The sequence below is a fragment of the Pseudomonas sp. TH37 genome (assembly GCF_016650735.1).
In the GTDB taxonomy this organism is placed as follows: Bacteria; Pseudomonadota; Gammaproteobacteria; order Pseudomonadales; family Pseudomonadaceae; genus Aquipseudomonas; species Aquipseudomonas farris.
This window is the reverse complement of record NZ_JAEKFD010000008.1, coordinates 96,085-117,495: the sequence shown is the minus strand read 5'-3', so window position 1 is coordinate 117,495 and position 21,411 is coordinate 96,085. Positions and strand designations below refer to the sequence as shown.

General features: G+C 58.8%; 21 protein-coding genes. 5 read left to right on the top strand and 16 right to left on the bottom strand.

Annotated features, from left to right (window positions below; all coding sequences use genetic code 11):
- Nucleotides 1-1,899 carry a sulfate adenylyltransferase subunit CysN gene (gene cysN, locus JFU11_RS20180; RefSeq protein ID WP_201061918.1) on the top strand — a complete coding sequence of 633 codons (1,899 nt, stop codon included), beginning with the start codon at nucleotides 1-3 and terminating at the stop codon, nucleotides 1,897-1,899.
- 181 nt (nucleotides 1,900-2,080) lie between these two features.
- Here the strand turns inward: cysN and JFU11_RS20175 are convergent, their stop codons facing one another.
- The 3 genes from JFU11_RS20175 to JFU11_RS20165 form a co-directional block, all read right to left on the bottom strand.
- Nucleotides 2,081-2,989, bottom strand: a complete 909-nt coding sequence (locus JFU11_RS20175; protein ID WP_038978984.1) for an acyltransferase — start codon at nucleotides 2,987-2,989, stop codon at nucleotides 2,081-2,083.
- Nucleotides 2,990-5,089 (bottom strand): phosphate acetyltransferase, encoded by a 2,100-nt coding sequence (pta, locus tag JFU11_RS20170; RefSeq protein ID WP_123719995.1) that lies wholly within the window; start codon nucleotides 5,087-5,089, stop codon nucleotides 2,990-2,992.
- A 74-nt stretch (nucleotides 5,090-5,163) separates the two neighbouring features.
- Complete coding sequence (locus JFU11_RS20165; RefSeq protein WP_123720030.1) at nucleotides 5,164-5,502, bottom strand: DUF3565 domain-containing protein; 339 nt, start codon at nucleotides 5,500-5,502, stop codon at nucleotides 5,164-5,166.
- On the opposite strand from JFU11_RS20165, the gene JFU11_RS20160 reads away from it, so the two are divergent.
- The 3 genes from JFU11_RS20160 to JFU11_RS20150 all read left to right on the top strand — a co-directional run bounded on the left by JFU11_RS20160 (nucleotide 5,471) and on the right by JFU11_RS20150 (nucleotide 7,851).
- The gene (locus JFU11_RS20160) at nucleotides 5,471-5,956 is read left to right on the top strand and encodes a peptidylprolyl isomerase (RefSeq protein ID WP_007901600.1); all 486 of its coding nucleotides are present in this window, start codon (nucleotides 5,471-5,473) and stop codon (nucleotides 5,954-5,956) included. The two genes, JFU11_RS20165 and JFU11_RS20160, sit on opposite strands and share 32 nt — an antisense overlap.
- 122 nt (nucleotides 5,957-6,078) lie before the next feature.
- A complete protein-coding gene (locus JFU11_RS20155) occupies nucleotides 6,079-6,561 on the top strand; it encodes a glutathione peroxidase (protein ID WP_052965554.1) in 483 nt (160 codons plus the stop codon).
- Between the two features lie 186 nt (nucleotides 6,562-6,747).
- Nucleotides 6,748-7,851 carry an NADH:flavin oxidoreductase gene (locus JFU11_RS20150; protein WP_123719994.1) on the top strand — a complete coding sequence of 368 codons (1,104 nt, stop codon included), beginning with the start codon at nucleotides 6,748-6,750 and terminating at the stop codon, nucleotides 7,849-7,851.
- 116 nt (nucleotides 7,852-7,967) lie between these two features.
- Here the strand turns inward: JFU11_RS20150 and JFU11_RS20145 are convergent, their stop codons facing one another.
- The 3 genes from JFU11_RS20145 to cysZ form a co-directional block, all read right to left on the bottom strand.
- Nucleotides 7,968-9,167: a glycosyltransferase family 1 protein gene (locus JFU11_RS20145; protein ID WP_123719993.1), complete on the bottom strand. Its 1,200-nt coding sequence runs from the start codon at nucleotides 9,165-9,167 to the stop codon at nucleotides 7,968-7,970.
- 201 nt (nucleotides 9,168-9,368) lie between these two features.
- Nucleotides 9,369-10,838 (bottom strand): family 20 glycosylhydrolase, encoded by a 1,470-nt coding sequence (locus JFU11_RS20140; protein ID WP_201061913.1) that lies wholly within the window; start codon nucleotides 10,836-10,838, stop codon nucleotides 9,369-9,371.
- A 236-nt stretch (nucleotides 10,839-11,074) separates the two neighbouring features.
- A complete protein-coding gene (gene cysZ / locus JFU11_RS20135; protein WP_123719991.1) occupies nucleotides 11,075-11,833 on the bottom strand; it encodes a sulfate transporter CysZ in 759 nt (252 codons plus the stop codon).
- Nucleotides 11,834-12,148: 315 nt separating this feature from the next.
- Between cysZ and trxB the strand changes: the two genes are divergently transcribed.
- Nucleotides 12,149-13,105: a thioredoxin-disulfide reductase gene (gene trxB / locus JFU11_RS20130; protein ID WP_008008648.1), complete on the top strand. Its 957-nt coding sequence runs from the start codon at nucleotides 12,149-12,151 to the stop codon at nucleotides 13,103-13,105.
- Between the two features lie 198 nt (nucleotides 13,106-13,303).
- Here trxB and JFU11_RS20125 read toward each other — a convergent pair whose 3' ends face one another.
- From JFU11_RS20125 to folM, 10 genes are all read right to left on the bottom strand, one after another.
- Nucleotides 13,304-14,587: an FAD-binding oxidoreductase gene (locus JFU11_RS20125; RefSeq protein ID WP_201061912.1), complete on the bottom strand. Its 1,284-nt coding sequence runs from the start codon at nucleotides 14,585-14,587 to the stop codon at nucleotides 13,304-13,306.
- A 162-nt stretch (nucleotides 14,588-14,749) separates the two neighbouring features.
- Entirely contained in the window at nucleotides 14,750-15,583 is an 834-nt protein-coding gene (locus tag JFU11_RS20120; RefSeq protein ID WP_201061911.1) for a transporter substrate-binding domain-containing protein, read from the bottom strand.
- A gap of 47 nt (nucleotides 15,584-15,630) precedes the next feature.
- The gene (locus JFU11_RS20115; RefSeq protein WP_274610048.1) at nucleotides 15,631-16,422 is read right to left on the bottom strand and encodes an amino acid ABC transporter ATP-binding protein; all 792 of its coding nucleotides are present in this window, start codon (nucleotides 16,420-16,422) and stop codon (nucleotides 15,631-15,633) included.
- A 6-nt stretch (nucleotides 16,423-16,428) separates the two neighbouring features.
- Entirely contained in the window at nucleotides 16,429-17,403 is a 975-nt protein-coding gene (locus JFU11_RS20110; protein WP_038978993.1) for an amino acid ABC transporter permease, read from the bottom strand.
- A gap of 131 nt (nucleotides 17,404-17,534) precedes the next feature.
- Nucleotides 17,535-18,785, bottom strand: a complete 1,251-nt coding sequence (locus tag JFU11_RS20105) for an aspartate aminotransferase family protein (RefSeq protein WP_201061910.1) — start codon at nucleotides 18,783-18,785, stop codon at nucleotides 17,535-17,537.
- 191 nt (nucleotides 18,786-18,976) lie between these two features.
- Nucleotides 18,977-19,315, bottom strand: a complete 339-nt coding sequence (locus tag JFU11_RS20100; protein WP_027924562.1) for a HopJ type III effector protein — start codon at nucleotides 19,313-19,315, stop codon at nucleotides 18,977-18,979.
- A complete protein-coding gene (locus JFU11_RS20095; RefSeq protein ID WP_018927179.1) occupies nucleotides 19,308-19,604 on the bottom strand; it encodes a DUF1244 domain-containing protein in 297 nt (98 codons plus the stop codon). The genes JFU11_RS20100 and JFU11_RS20095 overlap by 8 nt, the downstream gene beginning before the upstream one ends.
- Before the next feature lie 68 nt (nucleotides 19,605-19,672).
- On the bottom strand, nucleotides 19,673-20,044 hold the full coding sequence (folX, locus tag JFU11_RS20090; protein WP_007901645.1) for a dihydroneopterin triphosphate 2'-epimerase: 372 nt from the start codon (nucleotides 20,042-20,044) through the stop codon (nucleotides 19,673-19,675).
- Nucleotides 20,045-20,046: 2 nt separating this feature from the next.
- Nucleotides 20,047-20,622 carry a GTP cyclohydrolase I FolE gene (folE, locus tag JFU11_RS20085; protein WP_095055672.1) on the bottom strand — a complete coding sequence of 192 codons (576 nt, stop codon included), beginning with the start codon at nucleotides 20,620-20,622 and terminating at the stop codon, nucleotides 20,047-20,049.
- Nucleotides 20,623-20,644: 22 nt separating this feature from the next.
- On the bottom strand, nucleotides 20,645-21,355 hold the full coding sequence (folM, locus tag JFU11_RS20080) for a dihydromonapterin reductase (RefSeq protein WP_123719988.1): 711 nt from the start codon (nucleotides 21,353-21,355) through the stop codon (nucleotides 20,645-20,647).
- Nucleotides 21,356-21,411 lie beyond the last annotated feature (56 nt).

Genomic DNA, 21,411 nt, shown 5'->3' with positions numbered 1-21,411 from the left:
ATGTCGCACGCATCTGATTTGATCAGCGAGGACATCCTCGCCTATCTGGGCCAGCACGAACGCAAGGAAATGCTGCGCTTTCTTACCTGTGGCAACGTCGACGACGGCAAGAGCACCCTGATCGGGCGCCTGCTGCACGACTCCAAAATGATCTACGAAGATCATCTGGAAGCCATTACCCGCGACTCGAAAAAAGTCGGCACCACCGGTGAAGACATCGACCTGGCGTTGCTGGTCGACGGCTTGCAGGCCGAGCGTGAGCAGGGCATCACCATTGATGTCGCCTACCGCTATTTCTCCACCGCCAAGCGCAAATTCATCATCGCCGATACCCCCGGCCATGAACAGTACACCCGCAACATGGCCACCGGTGCATCCACCTGTGACCTGGCGATCATCCTGGTCGACGCCCGTTACGGCGTGCAGACCCAGACCCGTCGCCACAGCTTTATCGCCTCGTTGCTGGGCATCAAGCACATCGTTGTCGCCATCAACAAGATGGACCTCAACGGCTTCGACGAAAGCGTGTTCGAGTCGATCAAGGCCGATTACCTGAAGTTCGCCGAAGGCATCGCGTTCAAGCCGACCACCATGGCGTTCGTGCCGATGTCCGCTCTCAAGGGCGACAACGTCGTGAACAAGTCCGAGCGCTCGCCGTGGTACACCGGCCAGTCGCTGATGGAAATCCTCGAAACCGTCGAAATCGCCAATGACCGTAACTACACCGATCTGCGTTTCCCGGTGCAATACGTCAACCGTCCGAACCTGAACTTCCGTGGTTTTGCCGGCACCCTGGCCAGCGGCATCGTGCATAAGGGCGACGAAGTCGTTGTGTTGCCGTCGGGCAAGAGCAGCCGTGTGAAATCCATTGTCACCTTCGAAGGTGAGCTGGAGCATGCAGGTCCTGGTCAAGCAGTGACGCTGACCATGGAAGACGAAATCGACATCTCCCGCGGTGACTTGCTGGTGCATGCCGACAACCAGCCGCAAGTGACTGACGCCTTTGACGCCATGCTGGTGTGGATGGCCGAAGAGCCGATGCTGCCGGGCAAGAAATACGACATCAAGCGTGCCACGACTTACGTGCCGGGTTCGATCACCAGCATCGTCAATCGCGTGGACGTGAACACCTTGGCCGAAGGGCCGGCGAGCTCGCTGCAGCTGAACGAGATCGGTCGGGTCAAGATCAGCCTCGACGCGGCCATCGCGCTGGACGGTTACGACAGCAACCGCACCACCGGTTCGTTTATCGTCATCGATCGACTGACCAACGGCACGGTCGCGGCCGGCATGATCATCGCCCAGCCGTTGAGCCATGGCACCAGCACCCATCACGGCAAACTGGCTCACGTGGCTACCGAAGAACGCGCCCAGCGCTTTGGTCAGCAACCGGCTACGGTGTTGTTCAGCGGCCTGTCGGGCGCTGGTAAAAGCACCCTGGCGTATGCGGTTGAACGCAAGCTGTTCGACCTGGGCCGTGCGGTGTTTGTACTCGATGGCCAGAACCTGCGTCACGACCTCAACAAAGGTCTGCCAAATGATCGCGCCGGGCGTACCGAGAACTGGCGTCGTGCGGCGCACGTTGCGCGGCAGTTCAACGAAGCCGGTTTGCTGACATTGGCAGCCTTCGTTGCGCCAAGTGCTGAAGGTCGTGAGCAGGCCAGGGAACTGATCGGCAAGGAGCGTCTGCTGACGGTCTACGTCCAGGCCTCTCCGACGGTCTGTGCCGAGCGTGATCCGCAAGGTCTGTACGCGGCGGCTGGCGACAACATCCCGGGCGAATCCTTCCCGTACGACGTGCCGCTGAATGCCGATCTGGTGATCGACACCCAGTCGCTGTCAGTGGAAGAAAGCGTCAAGCAAGTGCTGGATCTGCTGCGTAAACGTGGCGCGATCTAAGCATTAGCTGCAAATAAAAACCCCGCAGATGAGTGATCGTCTGCGGGTTTTTTTGTGTCCTTGAGATCGCCATCGCGGGCAAGCCCGCTCCCACAGGGATCTCTAGTGAATACAGAGTTTGCGTTTCACAGAGAACCACTGTGGGAGCGGGCTTGCCCGCGATGGCGCCGGTACAGGCACCTCAAACCTTGGCGGTGTACTCGCGGTGCATCTGCCCCAGCAGCGCATCCTTGTCATTCCACAGCTGATTGATCCAACCCTGAAATTCGAGCCGATACACACCGTCCTGGTCGTAGTTCTTGCCGACGAACTGCGGTGGAATCTTCAGCTCCTGAAAGTGCACCACCACGTCCTTCACGTTCCCGCAGAGCAAATCCCAATAGCCCGGACGACCGGCCGGATAGTGGATGGTCACGTTGACGATGGCTTCCAGCTGGTCGCCCATGGCATCCAGCACGAAGGCAATACCGCCCGCTTTCGGCTTGAGCAGGTAGCGGAACGGTGAACTCTGCTGTACGTGTTTGCCCTCGGTGAAGCGCGTGCCTTCGACGAAGTTGAAAATCCCCACCGGGTTATTGCGGAACTTGTCGCAGGTCTTGCGGGTGGTTTCCAGGTCTTTGCCTTTCTTCTCTGGATGCTTTTCCAGATAGGCCTTGGAGTAACGCTTCATGAATGGAAAACCCAGCGCCCACCACGCCAGGCCAATCACCGGCACCCAGATCAGTTGCTGTTTGAGGAAGAACTTCAGCGGGCGGATGCGACGGTTGAGCACGTACTGCAACACCATGATGTCGACCCAACTCTGGTGGTTGCTGGTGATCAGATACGAGTGCTGATAGTCCAGGCCTTCCAGACCGCTGAGCTGCCAGCGCGTGTGCCCGAGCAGATCCATCCAGGCCTTGTTGTTGCTGATCCAGGTTTCGTGGATATGGCCCATCAGCCAGTCGGTGAAACGCTGGGCGGCGGGGAAGGGCAGAAGCAGTTTAAAGATCGCCACCACGAACAGCGGCGTGCAGCAGACAATCGTGTTCAGCGCCAACAACAGCGAGGCGATCACGCCGCGCAGGGGGGCAGGTAGAAAATCCAGCATTTAAAGATCCATAGGTCGGTTGGCAGCTTGGATCGCGGTCAACGCGATGGTGTAGACGATGTCGTCAACCTGCGCGCCGCGCGGCAGGTCGTTCACCGGTTTGCGCAGGCCTTGCAGCATCGGGCCGAGGCTGACGCAGTCGGCGCTGCGCTGCACGGCTTTGTGGGTGGTGTTGCCGGTGTTCAGGTCGGGGAACACGAACACCGTGGCACGACCGGCCACCTGACTGTTCGGCGCCAGTTGTCGGGCCACGGTTTCGTTGGCGGCGGCGTCGTACTGCAACGGGCCGTCGATCAACAGCGAGTTTTGCTGTTCGTGGGCGAGCAATGTGGCCTCGCGAACCTTTTCGACTTCTTCACCGCTGGCCGATTCACCGCTGGAGTAGCTGATCATCGCTACGCGCGGAATGATGCCGAACGCCGCTGCCGAATCGGCGCTTTGCAAGGCGATCTCGGCCAGTTCGCTGGCACTCGGGTGCGGGTTCATCACGCAGTCGCCGTAAACCAGCACTTCTTCCGGAAACAGCATGAAGAACACCGAAGACACCAACGTGCAGCCCGGCGCGGTCTTGATCAGTTGCAGGGCCGGACGGATGGTGTTGGCGGTGGAGTGAATGACCCCTGACACCAGCCCGTCGACTTCATCCAGCGCCAGCATCATGGTGCCAATCACCACGGTGTCTTCCAGTTGCTGCTCGGCCATCGGCGCGTTGAGGCTTTTAGTCTTGCGCAGTGCAACCATCGGCTCGACGTAGCGCTCGCGAATCAAGTCCGGGTCGAGGATTTCCAGCCCCGGTGGCAACTCGATGCCTTGGGCGCGGGCGACCGCTTCAACGTCCGCCGGTTTGGCCAGCAACACGCAACGGGCAATGCCGCGCGCCTGACAGATCGCCGCGGCCTGCACGGTCAACGGCTCGCTGCCTTCGGGCAACACGATGCGCTTGTTGGCGGCTTGGGCGCGCTGGATCAGTTGGTAGCGGAACACCGCTGGCGACAGACGCATTTCCCGTGGTGTACCGCAGCGCTGGTGCAGCCAGTTGGCGTCGAGGTGGCTGGCGACGAAATCGGTGATGATCTCCGCACGTTCGCGGTCGTCGATCGGGATTTCCTTGTTCAAACCGTTTAACTGGTTGGCGGTGTCGTAGGAACCGGTGCTGACCGACAACACCGGCAGGCCGGCCTGCAAGGCGCCACGGCACAGATCCATGATGCGCGGGTCGGGCAGGGTGTCGCTGGTCAGCAACAGGCCGGCCAGAGGCACGCCGTTCATCGCCGCGAGGCTGACGGCGAGGATGATGTCGTCGCGATCGCCGGGGGTTACCACCAGCACACCGGGTTTGAGCAGCTCCACAGTGTTGCGCACGGTGCGGGCGCAGATGATGATGTTGGTCATGCGCCGGGTTTCATAGTCGCCGGCGTTGAGCACCTGAGCGCCCATCAGATCGGCCACATCGCGGGTGCGCGGCGCATTCAGTTCGGGCTGGAACGGGATGCAGCCGAGCAGGCGAAAATCGCCACTGCGCAGTAACGGCGAGTGTTCCTTCAAGCGCGAGGCGAAGGCCTCCATGCTTTCGTCGGTCTTGACCTTGTTGAGGATTACGCCAAGGACTTTCGGGTCTTTCGGCCCGCCGAACAATTGCGCCTGCAACTCCACCCGGCCGGACAATTCAGTCAGCACTTCGTTTTCCGGTGCCGAGACCAGAATCACATCGGCGTCTAGGCTCTTGGCCAAATGCAGGTTGACCCGCGCCGCGTAACTGGCGCTGCGGGTCGGGACCATGCCTTCGACGATCAGCACGTCCTTGCCGACAGCGGCTTGCTGATAAAGGGTGATGATTTCTTCGAGCAGTTCGTCCAGCTGACCGTCGCCGAGCATCCGCTCGACGTGGGCCAGGCCCAGTGGCTGAGGTGGTTTCAAACCGTGGGTGCGGGCCACCAGTTCGGTAGAGCGTTCAGGGCCCGTGTCGCCCGGGTGAGGCTGGGCAATCGGTTTGAAAAAGCCGACTTTGAGACCGGCCCGCTCAAGTGTACGTACCAGCCCGAGGCTGATGGAGGTCAGACCCACACCAAAATCGGTGGGCGCGATAAAAAAAGTTTGCATGCGGATTCTCTGGAAGTGCATGTGGGCGGCCGTGGCCGCCAGGTGATCATCTATATCTGACGATCTACCGAAATTCAGTCGCCAAGGTTATCGCTAACCGAGCCTTGTGCGCACCAACCACAATCAAAGGGCTGGCCTATTTTTTCATTACGCAGCGAAGGGTCCAGCACCCAGGCCCGGGATTGCCACGGAGGCTGGTGCCGCAAGTGCTGTGTATGACCGCAGGAAAGCTCGGCCACCCAGTGGCCATCCTCATCCTGATGAAAGCCTGTGACGGTCGAGGCTTTCGTCGCACCCCGTCTGTCCGGGTTGTGTTCGCTTTCGGGCGATTGCTTCGCTAAACTTGGACATTCATCTTTCTTATGCAAAAGGTCTCGCCCCATGCTGATCGCCGCCAATAAGGCTGTCTCCATCGACTATACCCTGACCAACGACGCTGGTGAGGTCATCGACAGCTCCGCCGGCGGCGCGCCGCTGGTCTACCTGCAAGGCGCAGGTAATATTATCCCGGGCCTGGAAAAGGCACTGGAAGGCAAAGCAGTCGGTGACGAACTGACTGTCGCTGTAGAACCTGAAGATGCCTACGGCGAATACGCTGCCGAACTGGTCAGCACTTTGAGCCGTAGCATGTTCGAAGGCGTTGACGAGCTGGAAGTGGGCATGCAGTTCCACGCTTCCGCTCCGGACGGCCAGATGCAGATCGTCACCATTCGCGATCTGGACGGCGACGATGTCACTGTCGACGGCAACCACCCGTTGGCCGGTCAGCGCCTGAATTTCCAGGTCAAGATCATCGACATCCGTGACGCCAGCCAGGAAGAAATCGCTCATGGTCACGTCCATGGCGAAGGTGGCCATCACCACTGATTTTCTGCGCTAAGCTCAGAGAGCTGGAGAGGCGCCTGAGGGCGCCTTTTTAGTCCGCGGCTGTCCTTGATGGCACCGCCAAGTGGCTGTTTCGAGAAGAACACGGGAATTTGGAGTTCGTCATGAGTGCTTTTCACGACCTTAAACTGACAGCCCTGGATGGTCAGGAGCTACCTCTGGCGCCCTTCAAGGGGCGTGTCGTGCTGGTGGTCAACGTCGCCTCCAAATGTGGTTTGACCCCACAGTACGCGGCGCTGGAAAACCTCTACCAGCAATACAAGGACAAGGGTTTCAGTGTGCTGGGCTTGCCATGCAACCAGTTTGCCGGACAGGAACCGGGCACCGAGCAGGAGATCCAGGCGTTCTGCAGCCTCAACTATGGCGTGACCTTTCCGTTGTCCAGCAAGCTGGAAGTCAACGGTCATGAGCGTCATCAGTTGTATCGTCTGCTGGCGGGCGAGGGCGCGGAATTCCCGGGCGACATTACCTGGAACTTCGAGAAATTCCTGCTGGGCAAGGACGGTCGCGTACTGGCGCGGTTCTCGCCTCGAACGGCGCCGGATGATCATGCTGTCATCCAGGCGATCGAAAAAGCGCTGAGCTAAAAAGAAAGATCAAAAGATCGCAGCCTTCGGCAACTCCTACGGGTGTACGCATTCCCCTGTAGGCGCTGCCGAAGGCTGCGATCTTTTCGTTTCTAATCCTTAATCACTTAAATCAATAGTCCTGTTCAAGCCTTGCGACTCTCCATATTATCGCCGTCATAAAGTCTATATCCCGTGGAGCGTCCCATGCCTGTCAAAGCCCTGTTCAAGCCTTTTCACCTAGGCGCTCTCGAGTTGCCGACCCGCGTCGTAATGGCGCCGATGACCCGCTCGTTTTCGCCTGGCGGCGTGCCCAATTCCAAAGTGATCGAGTACTACCGTCGTCGCGCCGCTGCCGGGGTTGGGCTGATCATCACCGAAGGCACCACCGTCGGTCACAAGGCCTCCAACGGCTATCCGAACGTGCCGCACTTCTATGGTGAAGCGGCATTGGCCGGCTGGAAGAAAGTCGTCGATGCGGTACATGCCGAAGGCGGCAAGATCGTTCCGCAACTGTGGCATGTGGGCAGCGTGCGCCGCATCGGCACCGAGCCGGACGCCAGCGTGCCGGGTTACGGTCCGTCGGAAAAATTGAAGGACGGTCAGGTCGTGGTTCACGGCATGACCCAACAGGATATCCAGGACGTGATTGCCGCGTTCGCCCAAGCCGCCAAAGATGCACAGAGCATCGGCATGGACGGCGTGGAAATCCACGGTGCCCACGGTTATCTGGTGGACCAGTTTTTCTGGGAAGGCAGCAATCAGCGCACCGACGAATACGGTGGCAGCCTGGCCAATCGTTCGCGCTTCGCCATCGAACTGATTCAGGCGGTGCGTGCAGCGGTCGGTGAGGGTTTCCCGATCATCTTCCGTTTCTCCCAGTGGAAGCAGCAGGACTACACCGCGCGCCTGGTACAAACCCCGGAAGCCTTGGGCGAATTCCTCAAGCCATTGTCCGACGCCGGCGTGGACATTTTCCACTGCTCGACGCGGCGTTTCTGGGAGCCTGAGTTCGACGGTTCCGAGCTGAACCTGGCCGGCTGGACCCGCAAGCTCACCGGCAAGCCAACCATCACCGTCGGCAGCGTCGGCCTGGACGGCGAATTCCTGCAATTCATGGTCAACACCGACAAGATCGCGCAACCGGCCAGCCTGGAAAAACTGCTGGAGCGTTTGAACAACGATGAGTTCGATCTGGTGGCAGTGGGCCGTGCATTGCTGGTGGACCCGGACTGGGCGCAGAAAGTGCGGGACGGTCGTGAGGAAGACATCCTGCCGTTCAGCCGTGAGGCTTTGATGACGCTGGTTTAAGTAGCGACTGGAAGGGCCCCATCGCGGGCAAGCCCGCTCCCACAGAGTTCTGCGTCACACACAAATCCTGTGGGAGCGGGCTTGCCCGCGATGATAGCCTCAAGGTCAGCAAAGATTCAGGGTAATGTCTGTGCATTGGGAACCACCTGCTCCCCAACACAAGCCCCGCGCAGCTGCCCTTCGAACTGCTCGATAATCGCCGCCCACCCCTGACGACTCGCATGCTGGCGCGCATTAAGGCGCACGCAGCGCAAGGTTTCGCGCTCCTCCAGCAGCCAACGTGCCGCATCGCAGAACGCTTCTTCATCCCCGGGCATGGCCAGTACGCCGTTGTAGCCATGGCGAATGTGCTGGGCTGCCGCCGCCTGATCGTATGCCACCACCCCCAGCCCCGAGGCCAATGCCTCAAGCACCACATTGCCGAAGGTTTCGGTCAGGCTCGGAAACAGAAATACATCCCCCGACGCATAGTGACTGGCCAAGGCTTCGCCGCGTTGTGAGCCGCAGAAAATCGCTTCGGGCAATTCCTTCTCCAGCATCGATCGTTGCGGGCCGTCACCGACCACAATCAATTTCATTTTTCGCTGTGGATAAGTCATTTTCAGCGTGTCGAAACTGCGCTTGAGCAAGCCAAGATTCTTCTCCTGGGCCAGGCGTCCTACGTGGATGAAGGCAATATCATCCTCGGCCAGTCCCCATTGCTCGCGCAGCGGTTTCAGCCGTTTGGCCGGATGAAACAACTGACTGTCGACGCCTCGAGAGAGCAGCGCCAGGCGCTCGAAACTGCGGCGTTCCAGTTCCAGTCGCTGGCTGGCGCTGGGCACCAGGGTCAGGGTCGAGCGATTGTGAAACCAGCGCAGGTAGTGAGTCAGCAAGCGCGTCAGCAGCCCGAGGCCGTACTGGCTGGAGTACTGCTGAAAATTGGTATGAAAGCCGCTGACCACCGAAATCCCCAAGCGCCGTGCCGCGCGCAACGCCGATAACCCCAGCGGTCCTTCGGTGGCGATGTACAACACGTCCGGGCGATGCCGTTTCCAGCGCCGCAGCAACTTGTGCATCGACGACTGACCCCATTGCAGGCCGGGATAACCCGGCAGCGGCCAGCCTCGACACAACAGCAACTCATCATTGCTGCCCATAAGCGGGTCGCCACCCTGGCGTGGCCGCACCAACTCGACCTGATGCCCGCGCGCGCGCAAACCATCGAACAAGCGGCCAAGGGTATTGGCTACGCCGTTGATTTCCGGTGGGAAGGTTTCGGTGATCAGGGTGATATGCAGAGTTCTCGTCATGACCTCAGTGTCGGCTGAGGTCATGTCGTCATTGTGACGATGGGATGATGGATTTGTGACGAGATACCTGGCGGTGACGATTTGTGTTTATCGGACATCGCTCAGTAACCCTTGGATTCAAGGGCTCCGCTATCACCATGGCACTGGTGGTGGATGGGCTACGGCGCGGGCGATACACGACAGTGACTGATGGTCGATCGGGGCGTTCGGCGAGTCCCAGGTGCGCTACCCCAATGGCAGTAACCACGATTTCAGCTGAGTCCACATTTCCTCGGGCGAACTGAACGTCGGCTGCTCGATCCACAATTGAATGCCGGCCCCCGCCATCGCCGGACTTTGCGCAGGAATTTCGGTGAAAGCAGCTCCTGCCTTGTCCATGAAACGGTTGGCTCGCCAGACATCATAGATGCCATGAGGTGAATGTTTGGCGTGGAAGAGATTGTCCCAGGTCTTGTTGATAATGAAGTAGAAGTCACCGTGGGCGTTGGTCACGGTATAGCCGGCATTCACCAACTCCTGCACGGTCATATGGTTTTTCAGGCTGCCCCAGATACTCCAGCATTCGATTTGCACGTGTTTGTCCAAGGAGATGATTTGATTTTTTTGCACGGCTCCATCGTTCCAGACCCGGGCGATTTTGCCTTCCGCCCTTACGAAATCCGCCAGTTCATTAACGAAGTACCTGACGGCATCCTCTGAGTTAGCCTCTGGATTACCTGAAGCTTCACGTACGTATTGAGCCAATTGGGGCGTGTTGTTCGGGATGATCGGACTTAGAAAGTATTCGTCTGCCCCCAAATGGACATATCGACTGTCTGGAAACATATCCAATAGGTCGCAGAACAGTGTTTTCAGAAAGTCCCGGGCGTCGGGGATGCTGAAGTCGAGGGCTTTCGAGACAACGGTACCGTTATTGAGCTTGAGTTGAAACTCTGGTCTGTTGCGTAATATCCAGTCCATATGCCCAGGCATATCCAGCTCGGGAATAACCTGGACATGATAAGCGGCGGCGGTGTCGAGCACGCGTTTCAGATCTGTTGCACTCCAGGCATCCTCGCTGGAAATGTCCGGGAAGGAAGGGAACATTACCCTTACCCCCTCATTGTCGGTGAGGTGTAGATGCAGTGTGTTGAGCTGGTTCCACGCCATTTCCTGTATCAGACGGATCACCCACTCAGGACTGAACTGCCGGCGCCCCATATCAATCATCACCGAGCGTTCGGCATAGACGGGTGCGTCGATCACTACGCCTGGGTCAAGCACCGTAGATACCCGAACCGCTTTATGCAGGGTCGTCAGCGCACGGGCCATGGCTCCCGGATTTTGCGCGGTGACGCGAATGGAGCGAGTGATATCGATCCGGTAGATCTCACCTTCACCATTGGCGGGGATAGGTATATCTGCGGTATCCGGAGCGGACAGTGTTAACTCTACGTCGCCATCACCCGCCGGAGGGATATCTTCCGAGCTCAGTACGATTGCTGGTGGCCGTGTGAGTTTGGCGGCCCCCGTGAAGCCAAATGCCAGGCGTGTTGCCAAAGGGCGAAGACGCTCATCGTCAATAAGTATTCGCGTGCTCGCACTGACTACAAATCCTGCATGAGACTCAGCGTGGAGAACGGATGGACTCATGCTGAGCCATGGGAAGCGCTCATTTTCACAGGGGGCATTGTGGCTTTCTGCAGCTGTTGTCATCGGTCTGATCTCCAAAAGTCGAGGGCATCACTCAACCTTGACTACTTGAAGGTTTTTGACGTGACTGAGCCCGAAGACTTATTGAATACCTGGCGCTGGCGGCTGGCTACTGTCAGAAATAACAGGTAAGAAAGGGAGAGGTTGCTAAAACAGAGCAATGATCCTGTTGGAATGCAGGCCCGGGAAACAGGGACGAGACTCTCACGAGGTCTCATCCCCTTGCATAAAACCGAGCTCTAATCAGCAGGTCGTGTCTCCAGCACTTCAGCCCCACGCTCACGCACCCAGAACAAAGTCGCCCCCGCCACGGCCGCCGGCATCATCAGAATGTTGACCACCGGAATCAACAACACCAGATACACGCTCCCGCCGAAACCGAGGCTCTGCCAGCGCTTTTGCCGCAGCCAGGCGAGCATTTCGTTCCAGCCGAGTTTGTGGTTATCCGCCGGGTAGTCGATGTACTGAATCGCCATCATCCACACCCCGAACAACAGCCACAGCGGCGCGGCGATGATGTTGATCACCGGGATGAACGACAGGATGAACAGACCGATGGCCCTGGGCAGGAAGTAGCCGAGTTTGCGCATTTCCCGGGACAGGGTGCGCGGGATCATGGCGATCAGTTCGCCCCAGCTGAAGGCCGGGAAGTCGTCGGTGCCGCGCACCACCACTTCGACCTTCTCCGCCAGGAAGCCATTGAATGGCGCGGCGATGACGTTGGCCAGCATGGTGAAGGTGAAGAACACCATCAACACCACCAACACGACGAATATCGGCCAGAGAATGTAGCTGAGGAAGCTCAGCCAATCGGGCAGGGACGGCATCAGCGTATCCACCCACATACTGAACTGATGGCCGGCCAGATAGATCAATCCGACGAACAGCACCAGGTTGATTGCCAGCGGCAACAACACGAACAAGCGCAGGCTTGGGCTCAAGACCAGCTTTAGGCCCTCGCGCAGGTATTGCGGGCCAGACAGAACGGGGGCGGGCATAACGTGCTCCGAGCAAAGGGTAAGCGCGCCGACCTTACCGGCTTTGCCTGACAGGCGAAAGCGCGGTAGCGGCATCGACATTAACTGTAACAAAGGCGTCTATAAATTCACTGCAACGGGATAGAGACCGCCTATGAGCTGGATTGTTAAACCGTATTTCCTTAATCTTCGCCCCCTCGATACGCTGCACCCATTCTTTTACAGGACTGTCGAGCCCAAGCCTTCCCCAAGTGCTTTCAACGGTCCTTTTTTATTCCCGCCGGCAATCCGGCGTTCCGCGCCCAGTGTTTCGGGCCCGGTCAACAGGAGCAGGTCATGTCTGAAGTTCGTCATTCGCGAGTGATTATTCTCGGTTCCGGCCCTGCCGGTTACAGCGCCGCGGTCTATGCCGCCCGTGCCAACCTCAAACCACTGCTGATCACTGGCATGCAGGCTGGCGGTCAACTGACCACCACCACCGAAGTCGACAACTGGCCGGGCGACGTCCACGGTCTGACCGGCCCGGCGCTGATGGAGCGTATGAAAGAGCACGCCGAGCGCTTTGAAACCGAGATCGTGTTCGATCACATCAACGCCGTGGACTTCGCCGCCAAGCCATATACCCTGATTGGCGACAGCGCGACTTACACCTGCGACGCACTGATCATCGCTACCGGCGCCAGCGCCCGTTACCTGGGCCTGCCATCGGAAGAAACGTTCATGGGCAAAGGCGTCTCGGCCTGCGCGACTTGCGACGGTTTCTTCTATCGCAACAAGCCAGTGGCAGTGGTGGGTGGCGGTAATACGGCTGTGGAAGAAGCCCTGTACCTGGCCAACATCGCCAGCACCGTAACCTTGATCCACCGTCGCGAAACTTTCCGCGCCGAGAAGATCCTGATCGACAAGCTGAATGCCCGGGTCGCCGAAGGCAAGATCATCCTGAAGCTGAACTCGACCCTGGACGAAGTCCTGGGCGACAACATGGGCGTGACCGGTGCTCGCCTGAAGAACAACGACGGCAGCTTCGACGAGCTGAAAGTCGACGGCGTGTTCATCGCCATCGGCCACACCCCGAATACTTCGTTGTTCGAAGGCCAACTGACGTTGAAAGATGGCTACCTGGTTGTGCAGGGCGGCCGTGATGGCAACGCCACTGCGACCAACCTCGAAGGCATCTTCGCCGCCGGTGACGTGGCTGACCACGTTTACCGTCAAGCCATCACCTCGGCTGGCGCCGGCTGCATGGCGGCACTGGATGCCGAGCGCTACCTCGACGATCTGCAGAACGCGTAACTCCGATTCTGTAGAAAGCAAAAAACCGGCTTCCGCCGGTTTTTTTGTGCCCACGATTTAGAGGCCGATCAAAAAACCTGTGGGAGCGTGGCTTGCCCGCGATAGCAATTTATCATTCAACATTGACGTCGACTGATACACCGCTATCGCAGGCAAGCCAGCTCCCACAGGTTTTGTGTTACCCGAAGTCGATTGCGATCAACTGCGAAACCGCTCCTGAACAAAGTCCATGACCTTCAACGACTGATAAATCGCATTGGCTGCAACCCGCCCGAACGGCCCTCCGTTCCAGTCCAGCAGGTACGGTTTGAACAACTGATACCGCGCACTTTCCCCGCACACGGCTTCGGCGATGACCCTGCCGCCAATCGAGCCGGTATTCAGACCATGGCCGCCAAACGAGGTACAGGCCCAGACGCCCGGTTCCAATAGCCCCAGGTTAGGCATTTTGTTGGTGGAATAGCCCATCAGGCCCGACCAGGCCAGTTCGATTTTTACCGGCGCCAGTTGTGGATACACCGAGACCATGTCCGCCTTGAGCATGGCCGCCAAGGCTTTTTCGTCCTGTTCGTTGCGGGTGGTGATGCGTCCGCCCCAGAGCAGGCGGTCGCCTTCGACCACGCGATAGTAGTCCGAGGCGCGGCGGTCGTCGGAGAAGGCGGCGCCGGAGTCGAGGACGTTTTTGATCGAGTCGCCCAGGTGTTCGGTCAGTACCACGTAGGTCGCGATGGGCAGGTAGGCGCGGCTGAGTTTCTGCAATTCCGGGCCGCCGTAACCGCCGGCGCAGAACACCAGGTCCTGGCAGCGCACGGAACCGTGAGCAGTCTGGACAATTTTGTCGCTGCCCTCGCAACGCCAGGCCAGCATTTTTGAGTGTTCGAAAATCTGCCCTCCAGCCGCTTCGATGGCGAGAGCCAGACCCAGGCAATAATTCAGCGGATGAAAGTGCAAGGCGTTCGGATCCTCGATGCCCTGGAAATAGCGCAGGGTGTGGGCCCGTTCGCGAACCTGGGTGGTGTCGAGGTAGTTGAGTTCATAGCCGAAGTCGCGGTGCATGGTGTCGATGTGGTTTTTCACGCCTGCGCTGTCGTCGTAACGCTTGACCCTAATCGTGCCGGCAGATGGATCGCAGCCGGTTAGAGCCAGTTCGGCGATGTTGTGGCGCACTATTTCCACGCCTTCGACCGACATTTGAAACAGCGCCCAGGCCTGTTCCAGCCCAAGTTTTTTGCGGATCGCCCCTGACCCTTCAGCCCAACCTGGCGAGACCACGCCGCCATTGCGGCCAGACGCGCCCCAAGCGACTTGATGGGCTTCGAGGATGACCACGTGTTTCCCGCGCCGGGTCAGTTCCAGGGCGGCGGTAAGGCCCGCGATCCCGGCGCCGATGATGCAGACGTCGCAGGTTTCGTGGGTATTCAGTTCGGACCTGGCCGCGCGGGGCAACGAGGTTTGGGAGTACCAGGTGGTGGGGAAGGACATGCTGAATCCTTGACAAGTTGCCGGTCGATTAAGCGAATGCCTGGCTTTTGTGGGAGCGAGCCTGCTCGCGATGGCGGTCTGACATTCAACATTGATACTGAATGTTATGGCCTCATCGCGAGCAGGCTCGCTCCCACAGGTGGGCGGTGTGATCAAGGTCGGTTACTTAACCGTCGAGTAGTCCACGCCGTACCACTTGGTCGACAGTTTGGTCAGCGTGCCGTCCTTGTGCATCGCGCCGATGATTTCACCGAGTTTGGCTTTCAACTCCGCGTCACCCTTGTCAGTGGCAATGGCCAGTGGTTCGTAGAACACCACGCCGTTGTCGACGGCCCGCAGCGGATAATTCTTCTTGATGGCAGCTTCCAGCGTGCTGCGCTGAGTGAGGATGCCGTCGAGACGAACGCCATCGCCCAGGCGCAGGTCATCCAGCGGCCCGAGGGAACCGGCATAGGTTTTCATCTTTGTGGTCTGTACGTCGTAGGCGACGGGCGGCATGTCCGTCGCTTCGATGGCCAGCGCCTGGTTCAGATAGTCCTCGGAGGTGGTGCCGCCTTCGACACCGATCGTCTTGCCATTGAGGGCTTTGTGGTCGGTGAGTGTGGATTTGTTGTGCACCGCAAACACGTAGGGCACGTAGTAATAAGTCGCGGGAAAGTCGAGGATCCGTGCGCGGCTTTTGGTGGCGGTCATCGAGCCCACGGACATGTCCCAGCGCCCGTTCCACTTGCCTGCGGTGATCACGTCCCAGTCGGGGGTGATGAACTTGACCGCAACGCCGAGACGCTTGGCGATCTCCTTGGAAACGTCGATGTCGAACCCGTCGATTTCATTCTTGTCGTTGATAAAACCCTGGGGTGGCCAGGTTGCCGAAGTGGCGACGGTCATGGTTTTGCTGCTTTGGATTTTGTCCAGTACGGCTCCGGCGTTGGCGGCGCCGACGAACAACAGCGACATGGCGGCTGCGAGGGTAAGTACGTGTTTTTTACTGAGCATGTTCATCTCCACTTCTCGTTATTGTTATGCGGGGGTAAAAGCAGTTCTCAGTGACCGATGATTTGCGACAGGAATTGTTGCGCGCGTTCGGTCTGAGGGTTGTTGAAAAATTCGGCAGGGGTGGCTTGTTCGATGACCTGGCCCTGGTCCATGAACAGCACGCGATCGGCGACCTTGCTGGCAAAACCCATTTCGTGGGTCACGCAAATCATGGTCATGCCGTCGGTGGCCAACTCGCCCATGACGTCCAGCACTTCGTGAACCATTTCCGGGTCCAGGGCCGAGGTTGGCTCATCGAACAGCATGACTTTGGGGTTCATGCACAGCGCTCGCGCAATCGCCACTCGCTGCTGCTGACCGCCGGACAATTGCGACGGGTACTTGTGCGCATGCTCGGCAATTCGCACTCGCGCCAGATAAACCTGAGCGCGCTTTTTCGCCTCGGCGGACGATACGCCTTGCACCAGTTGCGGGGCCAGGGTCAGGTTGTCCATCACGCTCAAGTGCGGGAACAGGTTGAAACTCTGGAACACCATGCCGATCTCCCGGCGCACGGCGCTGACACTGTCTGCCTCGCTGGTGAGGGTGATGCCGTTGACTTGAATGTGGCCCTTCTGGAAGTTCTCCAGATGGTTGATGCAACGAATCATCGTCGACTTGCCCGAGCCCGACGGCCCGCATACCACCAGAATTTCACCCGTGGCGACATTCAGATCGACATCGCGCAAGGCGTGAAAATTGCCATACCACTTGTTCAGGCCGGTGATGGAAATCATTGAGGGGCTGGTCTTCACCGCAGGTGCCAGGTCGAGTTGCTCAGCGGTATTGGTTCGAGTCATCACGCATCAACCCCTTGCAATGGATCGGTTGACCCGTTTTTCGATTCGCGCCTGCACCCGTTCGAGGATGAACGACAGGGCCCAGTAGATCATCGCGGCGGTGATCAGCATTTCCAGGTGGCGGAAATCCGCGCGACCCTGGGTCTTGGCCAGATACATCAATTCCCAGACGCCGATCACCGACACCAACGAACTGTCCTTGAGCATGGCGATGAACTGGTTGCCGGTGGGCGGGATAATCACCCGCAAGGCTTGCGGCATGATCACCCGGCTCAGGGTCTTGAACGGGTTGATGCCCAGCGCCCGTGAAGCTTCCCACTGGCCTACCGGAATACTCTGGATGCCCGCACGGAAAATCTCCGTCATGTAGGCGCCGTAGCACAGCGACAACGCCAGGATGCCGGCCGGCACCGCATCGACCACATAGCCCAGCTGCGGCAGTCCAAGGTAAATCAGGTAGATCTGGATCAGCAGCGGAACACCGCGGAAGAACGAGGTGTAGAACGAGGCGATGGCATTGGCCAGGCCGTTGTTCGACAGCTTGGCCACGGCACCGATCAACGCCAGCACGAAGGCAATCACAATCGCGATGGCGGAGATGTACAGCGTGGTGGCGGCACCCTGGATGATCAGGAAACCGATCTTGTCGAGGATGAAGCTGTAGGAAAGGTCGAAGGTGTCGAAGAATGCCAGGAACAGGATCAGCAGTTCGATCCAGACCACGGTGGTCTGCACCTTGAACTTCAAGCGCCCGAGGACGTGGAAGTTCAGCGTACCCAGTGCGGCAATCGCCAAGCCAATGGCAATGTTACGAGCGGTCAGGCCGTCCGGGGCATTACCCAACAGCGGATGCAGGAAATGACTGAGGGCGCTGTTACCCAGGTTCATCAGGTAGGAACCGAGGAACAGCACCACGGCTACGCCAAGCAGGAATTGAGGATCATTGGACTTTTTCTTATAAATTATATTGTCGTGATACATGACTGCCTCAGGCTTGTAGGTGGTAGTGATCTCGCTTGATAAAAGGGGTATCTGGTCAGTATTGCGGCGCAAAATCGGGGACTACAAGCGAACATAATTCGCTACGTCAGTCCCGGATCGCAGTTTGCTGTTCAGGAAAGCTTTGCCAGGCATGCCTCAAGGATATCCAGCCCTTCCTCCAGCACGGCGGCCTCAGTGGTCAATGGCGCCAGTAGACGAATGATGTGGCGCGACTTGCCGCTGGGCATCAGCAGCAAGCCCGAGTCGCGCGCCAGTGCCAGCAGCTGTGTCAGTTGCGCCGAGGCCGGTGTGCCATCGGCATTGATCAGCTCGATGCCGCGCATGGCACCGACGCCGGTCAAGCGGCCCAGATACGGTGACAGTTCGCGGGCTCGCCAGGATTCGTAGCGGCTGACAATCGCCTCTTCCTGTTGCGAGCCCCAGGCGTGCAGGTGTGCATCACTCATTTCGTCCAGGGTCGCCAACGCGGCGGCGCAGGCGATGGGATTGCCCGAATAGGTGCCACCCAATCCGCCCTTGGGCAAATTATCGAGTAGCGACTTACGCCCGACCACCGCACCCAGCGGTACGCCGCCAGCAATGCTTTTGCCCAGCAGGATCAGGTCCGGCTCAATGCCCAATCGCGAGAACGCAAACCGCTGGCCGGTGCGGCCGAAGCCGGACTGGATTTCATCAGCGATCAGCAGGATGCCTTTGTCATCACAGAAGCGTCGCAGCGCCTGGGCAAATTCCACGTCCATCGCCAGGAAGCCCGCCTCGCCCTGCACCGGTTCGACGATAAAACAGGCCACGTCATCAACGTCGATCTCGACGCTGAACAGCCGCTCCATCGCCTTCAGGGCCTCGGCGCAGGTCACGTCATTGTCTTTGCTGGGGAAGGGCAGGTGGAACACCGGACCGGGCAACACACAGACTTTCTGTTTGTAGGGAGCGACTTTGCCGTTGAGGTTCAGGGTGGCGAGTGTACGACCGTGGAAGGCGCCGTCGAAGGCGATGACTGCCGTGCGACCGGTGACGCCACGGACGATCTTCAGGGCGTTTTCCGCCGCTTCCGCGCCGCTGTTGGTGAGCATGCCGCTGACCGGGTAATCCACCGGAATAAACGCCGTCAGGCGATCCATCAGTTCGAGGTAAGGCACATGCGGTGCGGCGTTGAACGCGTAGTGGGTCAGCCGGGTGGCTTGTTCGCAAATGGCCTGGACGATGCGCGGATGGCAATGGCCGAGGTTCAGCACGCCGATACCACCGACAAAATCGATGTAGCGTTTGCCGTCGGAGTCCCAGACCTCGGCGTTTTTACCGTGGCTGAGCGTGACGGGGTGAACGATGTTGATTGACCAACTGATGTTTTCGCTGCTCATGGATACCGGACTCAGAAGAAGGGTTTCTTCTTTTTATCTAAGCCGCGAGCAGCGGTGCCCGGCAAACGAAATAAAGTTGCCGGGTCAATATTAAAAGTCGGGATGTGGTTTCGGGATTGAAATATCAAAGACGCGCAGGCTTCTGTAGGAGCTGGCGAAGCCTGCGATCTTTTGATTTTGATCTTCGCCAATCAGCGGCGAGTCAGCGGCTGCTGAGTGAACTTCACACCGGCCAAACCATGGGCGATCAGCGCGCGGATATTGCCGTGGTCGCTGCCTTCAGGCGTGGCCACCACCGAGCGGTAATGCTCACCAAATGCCAACAGCGCTTCTTCATCGCTCAGACCTTCCAGCAATGCCAGACCCAGGGTCTTGCACGAACCTTCGTTCTGCCCGGCGGCGTTTTCCACACCGCCGTTATTGAACGCCTGGGGCTGATAGTCGTAACCGGCGGCGATGAACGCCAAGGTATCGGCGAAAGCGTGTTCGCCGCTCTTGAGGCTGGCGCGCAGGGTGTTCAGATCACTCATTGGGTTTTCCTTTGGCGAACGCCGCTTGCTGGTCGGCGCTGGCTTCTTTCTGGTATTGGGCTTTCCACTCGGCGTACGGCATGCCGTAAACCACTTCGCGGGCTTCATCGAGGCTGACGTCGATCTGGCGTTCGTCGGCGGCGGCCTTGTACCACTTGGACAGGCAGTTGCGGCAGAAACCCGAGAGGTTCATCAGGTCGATGTTCTGCACGTCCTTGCGGCTGTCCAGGTGGGCAACCAGCCGGCGAAAGGCGGCGGCTTCAAGTTCCAGGCGTTGTTGATCGTTCATGATGGGCTCTGTGCAATCAAATCGTGGCGCGGATGATAAAAGCCTGGCGACCGATGCGCCAGACGCGGTCAGCGGCTCGCGGCCAGGGTAATCGATACCGACTCGGCGAAGCGTAAGGCATGGGGCTTGTCGACTTCGACTTCGGCGTACAGCACCGACTCGTTGACCATGATCAGGTCCAGCAATTCCTGGGTCAGGCGCTCGAGCAGGGCAAAGCGATTGCCCTCCACGTGGGCGATGATTGCCTTGGTGATGGTGCGGTAATTCAACGCGTGATCGATATCGTTGTCACGCACTGCATCCTGGGCGGCGTACAGAATGGTCAGGTTGATCAGCACATCCTGCTTGTTGAGGATTTCGTCCTCGTTGATCCCGATGAAAGTTCGCAAACACAGGTCCTTGACCCGGATGCGTGCCATTCCTGGTTGAAGTTGTGGCATTGCTACTTGCTCCGTCCAATCAATTGCAGGAACTCCTGGCGGGTATTACTCGACTCGCGGAAGGCGCCGAGCATCACCGAGGTGTTCATGGTCGAATTCTGTTTTTCGACGCCGCGCATCATCATGCACATGTGCTGGGCTTCGATGACCACCGCGACACCGGCGGCGTCGGTCACTTGCTGCACTGCGTCGGCGATTTGCCGGGTGAGGTTTTCCTGGATTTGCAGTCGGCGGGCGAACATATCCACAAGCCGCGCAATCTTCGACAGGCCCAGCACCTTGCCCGTTGGAATATAAGCCACATGGGCCTTGCCGATGAAGGGCAGCATGTGATGTTCACAGAGCGAGTACAGCTCGATGTTGTCGACGATGATCATTTCATCGTTGTCTGAGGCAAACAGCGCGCCGTTGACGATTTCTTCGACACTTTGTTCGTAGCCATGACACAGGTATTGCATCGCCTTGGCGGCGCGAACCGGGGTGTCTTGCAGTCCTTCGCGGTCGGGGTTTTCACCGAGGCCGATCAGAATCTCGCGATAGCTCTGGGACAGGGTGTTCTGAGGCAGGAATAACGTCATGGGACATCCTCGCGGGAGCGGCTTATTTGACGTGCCGTCCGCCGTTGACGGTCAGGGTCGTGCCGGTGACATAAGGGTTGTCGAGCAAATAGCGCAGGCTCTGGTAGATCACTTCGCTGCCGGGCTCGATGCCCAGTGCCGATTTGGCCAGAACCCTGGCGCGGTACGCCGCGTCGTCGTCGGGATTGAACAGTAGCAGGGCTGGGGCGATACCGTTGACCTTGATGCCGGGCGCGTATTTCGCGGCAAAGGACAGGGTCAGGCTGTCGAGCCCGGCTTTGCTGGCGCAGTAGCCGATGTGCTTGCTGCTGCCCCTGCGGGTCACATCATCGCTGATGTGCACGATGTCTGCAGGACTTGAACGCCGTAGCAGGTCGGCGCAGTGCAGGTTGATCAGGTAAGGCGCCAGCATGTGCACGCTGAACATTCGTGTGAAGGCTGCGGCTTCGGTACCCGAGGGTTCGGCCAGCCATTCAGAAGCGTTATGGACAATCGCCCGCAAACTGTCGGTGTGGTTTTTCAGTTCGCCGATGAATGCAAGGATACCGGCCTCGCTGGAAAAGTCCGCAAACACCGCAGTCGCCCCCAGATCGCGAAGGGTTTGCACACCAGGCCGTTCGCTGCGGTAGCTGAAAATGACCGGATGGCCGTCGTCGAGCAAACGCTGCGCACAGTGCAGGCCGACACGCTGGCCGGCACCGGTGATGAGGATTGGGGCTGCGGTAGAGGTCATGAACGGCTCGCGTCGCGGTAAGAGCAAAACTATACCAGCGACGGGAGTTGTTCACC